Genomic DNA, 14,724 nt, shown 5'->3' on the forward strand with positions numbered 1-14,724 from the left:
GAGACTTTTTATTCAACAAGAAGCGAGATACTTCAACGCATCTTCTTGAGTTAACACGCCTCTGTATTCTTCTTTTTCATCACATAAAACCCACGGGAAGCGAATGCCTGTTTTGATTAGCTCTCGAATAGCAGCGACGGACAAATGCGCATTGACGAGCACAAACTCCGTGCTCATTATCTGGTTAACCGGGCGTTTCCAAATCCAATTTTCTCGCTCAGTCTCTAATTCTGTCCCCATGGAAGGCGTTAGGTGTAAGTTAACTTGCTCTTTGGTAACTAAGCCAACACAGCGCTTTTCGTTAATGACAACCAACGGCGAACTTGGACTTAAATTCATATATTCCACCGCCAACGATAATGGCTCCCCGGGATCAAGGTGTCTGACCTCTTCATGGCTCAGTGATTGCAATACATCATCTTGTTTTGGTTTGACAGCAACACCCGAAAACAAATGTTCGTAACTTTCCGCTTTCTCCATCAAATCGACAGGCCGAGCACGAGAGAACAAAAAGCCTTGCATGTAATCCACACCTATTTCAGCCAATGTTTGAAGCTCCTGTTCTGACTCCACGCCCTCGGCAACCACTTTTACATTCATTTGCTGAGCAAGATCAGTGACCATTTTGACAATGTTATAACTGGTATTACCGTGCTGAATGTTCTTAACGAATTTTCGGTCGATTTTCAGTAAATCAAACTGCCCTTTCTCTAGGTAAGAAAAAGAAGAATACCCTGTACCGAAGTCATCAATCGCAATTTTAATGCCCTCTTTGCGCACTTGTTCTAGCGCTTGGGTATGCTCTTCGTCTTGCTCAAAATACGCTGTTTCCGTCAGCTCAATCGTGACTCGTTTAGGATCGACACCACTGGCTTTAATTAGGTCATGCGAACGCTGAAGAACCTGGAGCGAATCCAATTTAGTATTCAGTGAGCGATTGATGGTTAACCCTATTTCCTTGCCATATATGTCTTGCAAGCGCGGAAAGTGCTTGAGCGCGGCTTGACAAACCTCATCATCCAGAGCCGCAATCAACTCTAAATCTTCAATAACAGTAATCATCTCTTGAGTGCTATAGGCATCACTTTCATGATAAAAGCGCGCTAAGGCCTCGAACTTAACGACTTTACCAGTTCGGCTGTCAATGATTGGTTGAAAATGAACATCCACCAGCCCACTGTCTATTTGCGCTTCCAAAAACGCCTCTAAATGCTGGCGTTTTACTAACTCAGAATGAAGCTCACTATTATAAAAATTAAAATAGCCACCTTCTCCAGAAAGTGAGGACAACATCGCCTGGGCTGCATGCGCTAACGCTTGCTTTGGCCTGTTTGTATCATAGCCGAGGATTGACACTCCCGTTTGTCCCTCAACGATAGTGGTATGCATTTTTGTTCCCATTTCATTCCTAAGCTCAGTGAAGAACCCTTTCATTGCAATTTGAATCAAACGTAAAGGACTTAGCCATTGACAGTGAGGAGTTTGTAAACAGACAACAAACACATCCCTAGAAAGTTGACCCGCTATACTGGTGTAGCGGCTTCGCATAATAAAATCGGCGAAGCCTAGTTGCTGTTCAAGTAAGCATTTTTCAGAAAAATTTGGTCTGAGAGTCATGACGATATTGAGTTCTTTACTCCCACTTTCGTTCGCCAAATTAGCTAATTGCAGTTCGAACTCTTCTCTAGAAGGCAAAAACGCTGACCAATCATGTTGTTGTTCACAGCGACTTTTCATCCACAACAAGGAAGCCGAAATGTCAGTAGAGAAGCCGAGATAAAGAATCCGTCCAGAATGAAATGTTAGCCGATAGATACAAAGATGATGCGCCTGATTACTACCATTTGCAGTTCTACTCAATAAATTACCGCTCCAGTATCCTTCATCATCAATATGTTGCCAGAGTTGGTCGTAAAACGCCTGACTATGGTGAGATGTGCTAAAGATATAGGTTTTAAGTCCAACCAAATCACGGTTTTGATAACCCATTTGCAATTCAAAGGCACGGTTACAACCTAAGATTCGGGTGTCTTCGTCCGCGACTAAGACCCCTACATTCGGTAAATCAAAAATCGTTTCGAGAATTTTCGCTAACTCTTCGCAGCCAGTGATCGTCAATTGCGGGATGATAGAGCCTTGAACAATACGCTCATTGAGCTTTTCAAAGCTAATTGTGACATGTATTAAGCGAGCTTCATTAAGCATCATGCAACAAGAAAAACGACCTTGCCCACCTAGGAGCTCCACTTCTAAAATTCGTTGCCTTAGTGTTTCCTGTTGCCCCATCAGCATGTGCTCAAACAAATCATCTAAGCAGGTGACTGGCGTATTTAACCCAAAAGCATTTGCCATTCCTAGTTGGTCGCATTCGAACTCGCGAGTATCAATCTTGTAAGACCATTCAATCACTGGAGTCGGATTGGATGTCGGTTGCACTTTTTCATGTGCTATTGTTGTTGAGTCACTCATTCCCTAGCCCCCTTTTTAATTAGCCTCATGCTCAGGGTTCGTAGTCAACGTGCCTTATTCCATTTGGGACCTGCTGATCCTCTTGTAAAATAGATTCTGGCAACGTAAGCCAATCGACTTAGAACCTTTTCAGAGCTTGTTCGGCTTTTTGCATTTTCCTATGCATTAATTTGATTATAGGCGTTGTTTTTAATAAGCACACCATTGCTTATTGGTTGTATTAACATTGCGACATTTTTCACGACTCGACCTATAACCATGAGGCTTTCAAGGTGATATTAGACATAAAATCGCCGATATAGCCTTGATATTTTTGCAAACCAAATAAAACTCGATGAACTAAGCTTGAATAGATGAGTTTGGTATAGATACCTGATCCTCAAATCGCTATAATTCGCGCTCCCTGGAACAGAGAGCAAAATATGACCAATAACATCACTCCTATTCATGAGTACAAAAAATACTGGGCAGAGTGTTTTGGTACGGCACCTTTCTTGCCGACCAGTCGCAAAGAAATGGACGCCCTAGGATGGGATAGCTGTGACATTATCATCGTAACCGGTGACGCTTACGTGGATCACCCGAGCTTTGGTATGGCTATCATTGGCCGTCTGCTAGAAGCGCAGGGTTTCCGTGTCGGTATCATTGCTCAACCAGAATGGCAAAACAAAGATGCGTTCATGCAGCTAGGTAAGCCAAATCTGTTCTTCGGGATCACTGCGGGTAACATGGACTCCATGATCAACCGTTACACCGCGGATAAAAAACTTCGTCACGATGACGCGTACACCCCCAATAACGAAGGTGGCAAACGCCCAGACCGCGCGACTTTGGTTTACTCTCAGCGTTGTCGTGAAGCCTATAAAGAAGTTCCTATTGTTTTAGGTGGTATCGAAGCCAGCCTACGCCGTGTTGCGCACTACGATTACTGGTCAGACAAAGTTCGCCGTTCGGTACTGTTTGATGCAAAAGCAGACATCCTACTTTTCGGTAACGCAGAACGCGCACTTGTAGAAGTGGCGCATCGCATCGCAAATGGTGAAGACATCAGCACCATGACCAATATTCGTGGTACTGCCGTGAACTTGCCAGCCGCGCCAGAAGGCTACACGGTTATCGATTCTTCTCGCATTGAAAAACCTCGTAAAGAAGCGTTCGTACCAAAGAACCCATACGAAGTAGAAACTCAGTGTGAAACTAAAAAAGATGAGCCAGTTGCACAACCAATCACGATTCGCCCATCACGCCACGATGCTGCGACAACTGCGGTTCGCTTACCTTCGTTTGAAAAACTAAGAAACGATCGCATTCTTTATGCCCACGCAAGTCGTGTATTGCATTTAGAAACAAACCCGTACTCTGGCCGAGCGTTACTTCAAAGCCATGGTGATCGTGAACTTTGGGTAAACCAAGCCCCAATCCCATTGACGACCGAAGAGATGGACTTTGTGTTTGGCCTGCCTTACGCGCGTGTTCCCCATCCTATGTACGGCAAAGCAAAAATTCCAGCGTATGACATGATCAAAACGTCTGTGAACATCATGCGTGGTTGTTTTGGTGGCTGTTCTTTCTGTTCAATTACCGAGCATGAAGGTCGAATCATTCAAAACCGCTCGAAAGAATCTATCATCAACGAGATTGAAGAAATTCGCGACAAAGTCCCAGGCTTTACAGGCACAATTTCCGATCTTGGTGGCCCGACTGCAAACATGTACCGTCTGGGCTGTAAAGATCCAAAAGCGGAAGCGAACTGTCGTCGTCCATCCTGTGTATTCCCGGGCATCTGTAACAAGTTAAATACAGACCATAAACACACCATCGATCTATACCGCGAAGCGCGTAAAGTTGAAGGCGTGAAGAAAGTGATGGTCGCATCTGGCGTACGTTACGACCTTGCGATTGAATCACCAGAATACGTGAAAGAGCTCGTAACTCATCACGTAGGTGGTTACTTGAAGATTGCACCGGAACATACAGAGAAAGGCCCTCTTGATCTGATGATGAAACCTGGCATGGGCACGTATGATCGCTTTAAAGAGATGTTCGAGAAGTACAGCGCAGAAGCGGGTAAGAAGCAGTACTTAATCCCTTACTTTATCTCTGCGCACCCAGGCACAGAAGACGAAGACATGCTGAACCTTGCTCTGTGGCTGAAGAAAAACAACTTCGAGTGTGACCAAGTACAAAACTTCTACCCTTCGCCAATGTGTAACGCAACGTCGATGTACTACTCAGAGACAAACCCTCTGAAACGAGTGAAGTATAAAAAACGTGAAGATGTACCTGTAGCAAAAGGTGAGCGTCAACGTCGCCTACATAAAGCGCTGTTGCGTTACCACGATCCAGCAAACTGGCCAATGATCCGTGAAGCCCTAATCAGCATGGGTAAAAAACATCTGATTGGTGACAAACAAGGCTGTCTCGTTCCTGCGGAAGACATTGAAGCACAAACACCTGCACAACGTCGTAAATCTGGTCGTCACGGGGCAAACCGCTTTGCTACGAAACATACCAAAAACCAACCGGGCTTCGGTGGTCATTTGAACAAACGCTCTGAAGGCGGTTCAAAAGATGGTAAACCATCTGGCAACCGTAACGGCTCTGACAAAGCAAAAGGTGGTCAACGCCCTGCAAGCAACGGCCAACGTCCTAGCGGCAACGGTGCAAACCGCCCGGCAGGTAGCAAGCCGCAAGGTCAAGGTCGCCCACAAGGACAAGGCAAACCAGCTGGTCAACGTAAACCAAAGCGTCGTTAATTCTTTAGCACTTAAATACTAGAAAGGGCTCCAGAGGTAACTCTGGAGCCCTTTTGTTTTGTCGGTTCATTGAGGTATCACTCACAACTCAAACTTTGATTCAATCAATACAAAAAATGGTAAACACCAACCAACTTATTGGAAAAACAAACAATTATTTGATTGAAGAAAAATAATACAAAACTAAATCATTGATTTTTAGTTACTTTATTTTGGTGCGATATTTGCGTAATAGAGTAAAACTCTTAAACATGGGCTAACGATGAGTAATCAACTTCCCCCAAAAACTTCTATGTTCTGGTATGACAACAGCTATACCTATGAGGAAGCCATTCAGGCATTTGAAAGCGATGGTACGCTGAAATCGCTGAATATCGTTCCAACCACGGAATCCGATGATCTTGCTGGCTCACCCCCAGAGCGCAGTATGTTTTGGGAGGGAGAAACAAAAAAAATCGATCCGCCACCGCCGTCTGAACCAGAGCCTCTCAATTTAAAAACTGAGAAAGAAGCAACGGAAGCATCACCTGCGCACTTTATCCCAGTCCGCTATGCCATCGATCAGCTAGAAACAGAAGAGACACAACCTTTTGGTTTGCCTGAAGAATGGAAAGGCCAAGGCCCAGCCAAACTAAATACCGTTGGTTACACCCTGCGTCAACTGCGCGACGGTTGGCTGTATGTCTATGATGCAATCAACAAAAGCTTAGACGAATACGAAATCAAAGGAACGCAATTCACGCTCTATAAGTTGGGAGAATCAGAAAGCCCAAAATCAGAGCAGCGTGGGACACCACAAGATGCAAAGCCCTTCCTTACTTACGTCAACGGAAGCGTACTATCGATTTGCTTCTCTGAGCACCGGTGGACATGGCACACGTTCATGCGCGTACTTAACAATCCGAGTAATCATATCGATCGCATGCAAACCATTGTTCTGTCTGCAAACGAGAATCAGCACAACATTGCACCAATAGATAAGTTAACCCAAGTCGCTGATATTGAAACTTCTGCCGTCGATGATGGTCGCTTTGCGGATTCTGGCATCGCCACCAAAGCAGATGAAGATGGTTCTGTCTTTAAACCTGTCGCAGTCGAAAGCGATTTAACCTCTGCGATTCCAGAAGAAGAATCAGGCTACTTCGTCGCAATAAAAGATTACGCCGCAGACATTCAAGATATGTCACTGCATTTTGTTGGTGCCGCAAGCCCTTACCGCCTTTTCACTGACCAGTTTTCAAACCAGTGGAACTTGATGCAGACCGCCATGCAACTGTGTATGTTTGGTGCAAGTGACGAGATAGACATGCCAGCTAGCGTTAAGCGTAACGGCGAAGAGCTGTCGTTTTATACCGACATGGCTGACTATTATGACTCCTCTCACCAACTTGATTTGGCAGAGCAGAACAAAAGCTCAGTTCAGTCCGGCTATCCTGCTAAATTTTCCGCTGGAGCGATTGAATCACACCAACATACCCAAAGTGACATTGCTAAAGCGATACAGGACAAATATCGAATTTCTGCGAGCCGTTTTGGTAAATACGAACAATGGATAGCGACTGAACGCTGGCGTCAGCAGCTCAACTGGAAGCAAATGCTGAGCGAGATGCAAGAGCTGTCAGAACAAAAAGAAACCATGCTAGCCCAAGTGGTTTCGGTCAAACGCGACTTTATCGCAGTAATGGAGTCCTTAACGCCGCATCATCTTGAAAGAACCTTCGACCTATACAGCGAAGACACACAGTACAGCTTGTATCAACTGCACAAGCAAGCCGTTGAGTCATTTACTTTGGTGATGCAAGAAGAAGACCGCCAATGGGCTGAAAGCCAGTGGGAGAAACCAACCAGTTTACTTGCTCTCTACACTTCCGGATTTAGTCGTAGTCTCTTTAAACAAGTGGAGAAGTTAATTCCTGAGCAAGTTTCACATCAGTTAGTTGAAGAAAACGTCGCCAAAAATGTTCCAGATACTGAAAGCTCAGACAAACAGTTTATGGACTACGTTTCGGCAGCAAGTAACCGTGTCGGTATGTATGCAAAAGTAATGGACTTTATTTCTAACCCAAATACTGCAGAAACCGAGTTTTTAAAAGGCATCGCAAAAGGATTTAAGGAACTAGATATAATCTTCAAAGCCGCAAACAGCGCAATAATGAAGAGTGCACTAAAATTAGGAGTTAGCTTTACTTCTCAAGCTTCACTTCTAATCATGCCCGTTTTCTCAAAGCCTTTAACTCGAAATAGCTTTTATTGGCGAGCAGTGTTCGCTGAACGTTTAGCTACCAATACTGCTGTCAAAATCAATAAAAACTATGCGCAAGGTTTTGGTGATTGGAAGTCTAACCATGATAAAAGAGTGGTTGCCTCAAACCAAAACAAGGCCATTATAGCTGCTTTTAATAAAGGCGATAAAACAGTATCAAAACAACAATATAAACAAGCCTTAAAACAACAACGTCACCTCCAAAAAAGTCTAGCAGTGGCAACATTAGAATACCCACAATACATCGAGTTTCCAGATGACGTACTTGAGGCAACAATTCAAATGCGTAAAGATATATGGGATAACAGATTAAACAACTTTAATAAACTGTTTGAAGATGTGGGTGGTCTAGGCTTCTTAGCTCTGATTTTCAACTGTCTCGCACTTGCTGATGCAATGAACAGCATTCAAGAAACAGGGCTCATGTCTCAAGATGATTTCTTGGATATTCAACAAAAGCTGTTTTACACGGCCGGAGCTTGGACGGGTATTCGTACAGGTAAGTTCTGGGATAGTGTGAAGGGTGACCCTAAGTTAAGAGCCCATTCATACAAAGTATTAAAGGAGTTAGTGAGTCAAAACGTCGAAGGTTTTGAAAGCTTGATCCTTGATGACTTAAAGCTATTCAATAAATGGCTCGCGATTACAGGGGCTTTAGGTGCGCTAGCTTCAGGTATAGAGGCTTACCGTTCTTGGCAACGAGAAGATGAGTTGTATGGTCGAGAGTTAGTGTTTCAAAGGTTGAGTACAGCTAGTTTAGGCGTAACAAGCGCTATCGCCACGTTGCAATTTGGAGGCACATTAACAGGATGGCTCTCACCTAACATAACATTTGGTGCTCCAGTTATGGCTGCTTTAGTTGCAGTAACGATTATTACTTTAGTTGCCAATCACGTTCTGAGTAAAGTAAAACAAGATGATTACCAAAAGTGGTTAGATAAACTGCCTTGGGGTTATCACCCTGCTCGCACTCAGTGGAGCCAATCTGCAAGCTTGCCTGAAAGAGAAAAGCATAATTCAGCATTGGTGCAGCAAGCGCTGTTTGACTTACAATCTATTATTCAGCAGCCTACGGTATACCATCAGCCTATTGAAAAAGTACAGGCTTATCCAGGCTATACACATCGTGAGTTAGTTGGTTTGGAAGTGCATGTTCAGCTTCCACAACGAGCTGCAACGAATGGTATTGTGGTGAGTACTAACACCAAAGCAACAGAAGATGATTTGACGTCCGGCTCCTGGCATCAAAACGCAGATTTAGTCACGCTACAAACTCAAGACCAAACGAGCAAAGAATTACTGGTGTACAAGGTAACATTGCCAATTAAAGAGGCCGATCAATACCTTGCTATGCAAGTAGCTTATGATGTGGAAGATGATGCCCCAGCTAAGCGTGAGTATTGGTTCCAAAACGGCGTAAAACAGAGTGCAACTTATGGCTCGATTTCAGACAATACCAAACAAGACATCATTAAAAAAACACTCACCCCCGTTGTTAGCACATTAGTTTTTCAGGAGTAACCCTTGGCATATTCACCATTTTATATCACCCCAGAAGAGTTGGCGGTTTATCAAGAGGCGCAAGAGCAAGAAATTCTCACAGGGAACAATTTAACAACGTGGCGTAAGTACGATATTGAAGAGCCAAGTCGATACCTTTATTTGTTCATTTCGATTGTAGCAATGTTGCCGATAATTGTATTTTTCTACTTCCTTGGCTTTTGGTCTCGAGGATGGGTTAATGATGCCATATCGGTACTTATCACATTTTTTGTGTACTCGTTAAGCTACTACATGTATGGACGAGACTATCGCTATGACTATATTTTTTCAGATAAAGGCTTTGTGATGAAAAAGCGTCGCAATATGCCTAAATGGATAAATACCGCCGCGCAAGCTGTTGGCTGGATAGGTGCAGTAGTATGTGTGGTAATGGTAGCGGTGGTAGGCCCGATGGCATTAGCGGGAGCTGGAGCCCTTATTTTATTCTCATTCGGTATGTTAAAACGTCAGCCTGATGAACCAACAGAAGTGAGAGTGGGCGAACGAGAAGATTGGCTTTTTGCGGACTACAACAAGAAAAGAAAAGTAATTAAGTTCTTTTTTAAGTATGACAGGTGCGAATACCAAGATACTGCTCAGGAGGTTACTTTTCGCTCACAGGGGCGATTCTATTGTTACATTTTCTTTAAAACTGAAGCGGACTTAGAATCCATGGTCACACAACTTTCAAATATCTACAAACTGGATTGTAAAGAGGTCAATGATCATAAAAAGCTGTTTGAAGCGAAGCCTGAACCTAGACTTTTTACGACTCCTGCTTGTTATCGAGAATACCCTACCAATGAAGTGTTTGATTTAAGGGATGCGAAAGCGCCTCTCCCAGAGTGTAAGTATCTTTACAACGGCAAGTGGCAAACCGAATCAGAAATCGAGCGCTTAAAAGCGGCTGGTGAACAGCAAGCAACTCCCGCTTCATAGTTTGCAGCAAGCATTAAAAAAGGCTCCAGAGGTAACTCTGGAGCCTTTTTTTTGTGAGAAGTAAACGTTTTAAGTTGGGTTAAACTCTCTCACTTACTTGATTAAGACAACTTGAACTTACTCAACTCACCGTGAAGATCACTGGCTTTTACTGTCAGTTCGTTACTGATCGCTACAGAAGATGACATGGTATCCATCACTTCCATCGCCGTATCATTAATCACAACCACATTACGGTTGATCTCTTCCGACACCGAACTTTGCTCTTCTGCCGCTGAAGCGATCTGATTATTCATATCATTAATCACTTCAATAGCTTGGTTTATTTCGGCCAACGCCAACTGCGCTGCTTGTGTTTCTTCTTTGGTATCCACCGCTTGCTTCTGGCTTTGCTCCATTAACACGACGATTGATTGCGTTTCTTGCTCCAAACGAGCCAACATTGCACGAATTTCTTCTGTCGAGCCTTGTGTCCGCGTTGCAAGGTTGCGGACTTCATCGGCTACCACAGCAAAACCACGACCCGCTTCACCAGCACGCGCAGCTTCAATCGCAGCGTTCAGAGCCAACAAGTTGGTTTGATCGGCAATGCCACCAATCTCACTCAGAATCCCCTGAATCGCCGTGCTTGAAGCCACCAAATTCTGCGTCTGGTGCTGTGCATCATTCACTTGCGAAGCGAGGTTATCCACCGCGCTTGCAGCATTGTCCATACGCGACATGCCATTCGCACTATTGCTTTGAACTTGGCTTGCCGCCGCTGCTGCTTGTACCGCAGAATTTGCCACTTCTTGTGCGGTTGCGCTCATCTCATTAATCGCCGTTGCTAGCGAGTTGACTTCGTTTACTTGAACGTTCAGTTGATCTCTCGAAGCCGCCGCGCGAGCTTGGCCTTCACTTGCGTTTTTATCAACTTGGTCTGCCGTCGCCATTACGGTTAAAAGCATTTCCTGAATGCGAGCGAGGAAGGTATTAAACCAGTGCGCCAGTTGGGCGGTTTCGTCCTTACCTTTCACCTCAATGCGGTAAGTTAGGTCGCCCTCGCCTTGTGCTGCGTCTTTAAAACGCTCCACTAAGTTAGTTAACACTTTGCCCAACGAGGTCGCGATCATCGTCATCGCAACAATACCAATCAGAGCCGCAATAATCCCTGCCCACACTCCCTTTTCAAGAGCTTCTGCACTTTGTTCTTCACTCCATCGCTCGTAGTCATCCACGTTCTTTTTAAGGAAGCTACTGGGAACCGACACCATAACGATCCAAGGCGCATCGCTGGTTTCAATTGCAGTAATCGCATACTCATACCCGCCAAACGTCACAAGGCCTGCGCCTTTTTGTTTCGCAATGGATTGAATACGAGCCCATTGAGACGCCAACTCATGAGAGACTTTCTTGCCCACTTGATCCGCTTGGCTGCTGTTCGCCAGTGTGATGCCTTTCCATGAAGAAATCAGAATACGGCCTTGTCCATCAAACAAGTCGCTCGCGTAATCTTCACTTTGGCTTTGTAACTCGTTCAATGACAAATCAAAACCAAGAGAGCCGATGATCTTGCCACGTAACTTGATTGGTTGGCTGATGGTCGTGATCAGTTCTTGTTTGCCGCGAACCGGATACATGTACGGTTCCATAACGAACGTTTTGCCCGTTTCGTAAGGCATCAAGTGCCAATCGTCTCTACGCTCACCGTTGTTGTTTAATTCAGTATTGCTAAAGCTATCCATCGCCACGACATCAAAACTGTTGTGCGAATTTGGCGAAAAGAATGGCGCTAAGTAGCCTTCGCTATTAAAGCCAAGGCTTTTGTCTTGAATCGTTGGCTCAACCCACGATGGCTTTTCCCACACCATGTAACCAGCAAACACCGCTTTGTTCTGAGCTTCTAGCGACGCAATAAACTGTTTAATAATAATGTCTGGCGTCGCGGTCGTCTCTGCGCTTAATTCGATAATTGAACGCGCTTGCTTTAAGTTCGCCAACACTGGTTCTAACTGCTTGGAAATATTCAGCCCTTGCTGAATCGCCGTATTACTCAGGTCGGTCGTGGTGGCTTCGGTCAGTTGAGATTTTACTTTTGTAGTGATTTGTTCATTCACTTGAGTGAACGCATTGGTTGTCATACCCATTGCAATCAATAGAGTGAAGGCCATTGCCCCACCCGCACTGACAGCAATTCGAGTGCGTATACTGTTAAACATGATCGCCTCACAAATTGATTTTTATCTGGCATTAAGCATTGGAAGGATCATGGATTTTAAACAAGTAAAGTTAATGGAAGGCTTTCATTTATGAACAGAGCAAGAACAGAAAATGTAATTTTATTAATGAAAATAAAATAATGCAGATTTTCGCTTATACATGAAGCCATTGATTTGATTGAATTATCTCAAAAAGGAGAATCTAAGCGTTTGTATTTAAACGCAATAACCATATCTAAAAAATGGTTTTATAAAAAGTAAGAACCTTCCCTATCAAGTGCACTTGTGAAGATTGGCAATTATTAATAATGTGCTCAGTGTCACATAAATAATTCAGTATCTTCATGTTTTATATGGAGTTAACAGAATCAAACAATCTGCCTCATTTATACACCAAGAAAAATTGATAGATATGAACAAAAGGTCGTAGATTTACTTGGATAATAAGACGGTATTTAAGCTAGACATTGAAAACCGATACAAAGGTGAGAAAATCATGTCGACAACTTTTTCACACCTATAGTGAATAATGTTCGTTAAGATCAGCATTCGAATTTATCGAGATTGGATAAGAATAAATGAAACGTGTACTTTTGGTAGAAGATAATCGTGAAATAGCGGGAATGTTGTTCGATTATTTTGAGTGTGCTGGCATGCAGCTGGATTATGCCGACAACGGTGAGCTAGGCTTAAAACTGGCGATGGATAATGCGTTTGACATCATTTTGCTCGACCTCATGCTGCCGCGCATGGATGGCCTAACACTGTGCAACAAGCTACGCGATGCAGGTAATAACACTCCGGTGTTGATGCTGACAGCACTTGATAGCCGAGACGACATGCTCAAAGGCTTCCAACACGGCGCCGACGACTACCTAACCAAACCGTTTGATCTCGATATTCTTGAAGCACGCATGACTGCATTGATTAAACGCTACCGAGGTACGGTTGCATCAACCAAACTCCAGTATGGCGAAGTGTCTATCGATCAAAAAACGCATCAAGCCTACCGTCAAGATAAGCTGTTGGCGTTGAATCCAACCACGTATACGATTCTAGAAATGCTGGTCAAAAATGCCCCCGAAGTTGTGACGCGTGAAGAAATCGCATTCCGCTTATGGCAAGAAAATGAGCCAAACAATGACGTTTTGCGCAGCCACATTTATCAACTGCGCGGTCAACTCGATAAACCCTTTGAAGAACATTTATTGAAAACCATCCCTAAAGTCGGCTTCCGATTGGAGCCCGGGGCATGATTCGCCGCTTATTTAACAATACACAAAGCTTAACCGGACGCCTTGAACTCTTCTTCCTTCTAGTGTCGGTTGTGATTGGCTTGCTATGCTTCGCATTGGTTAGCGGAGCGCTATTATGGTCGGAAGATCGCGTCGGTGAACGACGCATTATGATCGATAAAAAAGAGGCGATTGAGCACTTTCGAAACCATCCTGATAGCGGAATCATCAAACTCGATTTACTGACAACGGCATACAACGACATCAATCTCGTCCCTGAGCTCTATCAACCCTTCATTCAAGATAAAAAGTACTTTCTCGCTGAAGTTGCTGACGAACCAGACACTCGCATGATTTACATGAGCACCTACACGCAAGATGGAGAGGAACATCCTATTATTCTGATCTCTCTGATTGATGAGATAGAAATTACATCTAACGAGTTCATGTTTGTTCTCGTTATGGTGCTTGCGGTTGTAATCGGGTTACTTTTGATTTTTGGCAGCCTATTATCGAGACTTTCTCTGCGTCTCATTGAACCTGTTAGTGCCCTTAAAACGCAACTGGACCGCCATCAAGGTGACACTACACAAAAATTTGTTGTCCCTGAAGGCTCTGCAAATGAATTCCAAACGCTCGCAAATCAGCTTAATGAATATCGACATCAAATCAATCAAGTGATTAAACGTGAACAAGCTTTTGCACGATATGCCAGCCATGAACTGAGAACACCACTCACAGTGATGAAAGGCTCAAGCAGCTTGCTAGCCAGAAGCCCAAGTACATCGTTTCAAGAACGTCAGATTGGCCGTATTCAAGATGCCACTTTGCAGATGTCGACCATGGTTGATGCTTTGTTAGGTTTGGTTCGATATGAACGCAACACCGACGACAGCCCCGTTCGAACCATCTCAGAGCAAGAGCTTCACAACATCGTTGCCCTTAGCCAAGCGCAAGCCGATGAAAAGTCGCTGGAATTTAATGTACAGATATGGGGTCACCCGCAAACCAAAGCGACCACTGCAGTTCTTAACATTACGTTGAGTAACTTAATTCGCAACGGCATTGCAGCCACGTCAGCGGGAACGATTCATATCACCATGACCGATACCACACTGTCGGTGAGAGATGAAGGCGAAGGCTTCTCTTCCGTGCCAGATGCCGAAGGCCATGGTTTGGGGCTCATGATTGTGGACGACTTATGCCGGCGTTATGGCTGGCAATTCACTATTGATACACATTCTGAGGGGGGATGTGAGGCAGTGATTGACCTTTCGTCAGAGCATCATGAAGCTTGCTCAAAGTCACTTCCTCAGCACTAG

Annotated in this window: 7 protein-coding genes; 5 read left to right on the forward strand and 2 right to left on the reverse strand. The window is 44.2% G+C overall.

The window, feature by feature from the left end; translation table 11 throughout:
- Nucleotides 1-12: 12 nt before the first annotated feature.
- Nucleotides 13-2,469, reverse strand: coding sequence for an EAL domain-containing protein (locus tag FKN08_RS06735; RefSeq protein ID WP_170891613.1), 2,457 nt, complete (start codon nucleotides 2,467-2,469; stop codon nucleotides 13-15).
- A 422-nt stretch (nucleotides 2,470-2,891) separates the two neighbouring features.
- Here FKN08_RS06735 and FKN08_RS06740 point away from each other — a divergent pair, with 422 nt between their 5' ends.
- The 3 genes from FKN08_RS06740 to FKN08_RS06750 all read left to right on the forward strand — a co-directional run bounded on the left by FKN08_RS06740 (nucleotide 2,892) and on the right by FKN08_RS06750 (nucleotide 9,969).
- Entirely contained in the window at nucleotides 2,892-5,225 is a 2,334-nt protein-coding gene (locus FKN08_RS06740; protein WP_048625729.1) for a YgiQ family radical SAM protein, read from the forward strand.
- Nucleotides 5,226-5,487: 262 nt separating this feature from the next.
- Entirely contained in the window at nucleotides 5,488-9,009 is a 3,522-nt protein-coding gene (locus FKN08_RS06745) for a T6SS effector BTH_I2691 family protein (protein WP_170891614.1), read from the forward strand.
- A gap of 3 nt (nucleotides 9,010-9,012) precedes the next feature.
- On the forward strand, nucleotides 9,013-9,969 hold the full coding sequence (locus tag FKN08_RS06750; RefSeq protein WP_170891615.1) for a hypothetical protein: 957 nt from the start codon (nucleotides 9,013-9,015) through the stop codon (nucleotides 9,967-9,969).
- Between the two features lie 101 nt (nucleotides 9,970-10,070).
- Here FKN08_RS06750 and FKN08_RS06755 read toward each other — a convergent pair whose 3' ends face one another.
- Nucleotides 10,071-12,167, reverse strand: a complete 2,097-nt coding sequence (locus tag FKN08_RS06755) for a methyl-accepting chemotaxis protein (protein ID WP_170891616.1) — start codon at nucleotides 12,165-12,167, stop codon at nucleotides 10,071-10,073.
- Between the two features lie 578 nt (nucleotides 12,168-12,745).
- Between FKN08_RS06755 and FKN08_RS06760 the strand changes: the two genes are divergently transcribed.
- Together FKN08_RS06760 and FKN08_RS06765 are read left to right on the forward strand one after the other, a co-directional pair.
- On the forward strand, nucleotides 12,746-13,423 hold the full coding sequence (locus tag FKN08_RS06760; RefSeq protein WP_005457963.1) for a response regulator transcription factor: 678 nt from the start codon (nucleotides 12,746-12,748) through the stop codon (nucleotides 13,421-13,423).
- Complete coding sequence (locus FKN08_RS06765; protein ID WP_170891617.1) at nucleotides 13,420-14,724, forward strand: HAMP domain-containing sensor histidine kinase; 1,305 nt, start codon at nucleotides 13,420-13,422, stop codon at nucleotides 14,722-14,724. Before FKN08_RS06760 ends, FKN08_RS06765 begins: the two co-directional genes overlap by 4 nt.

It is taken from the genome of Vibrio sp. 1-2 (7-a) (assembly GCF_013048515.1).
GTDB classification, from domain to species: domain Bacteria; phylum Pseudomonadota; class Gammaproteobacteria; order Enterobacterales; family Vibrionaceae; genus Vibrio; species Vibrio diabolicus.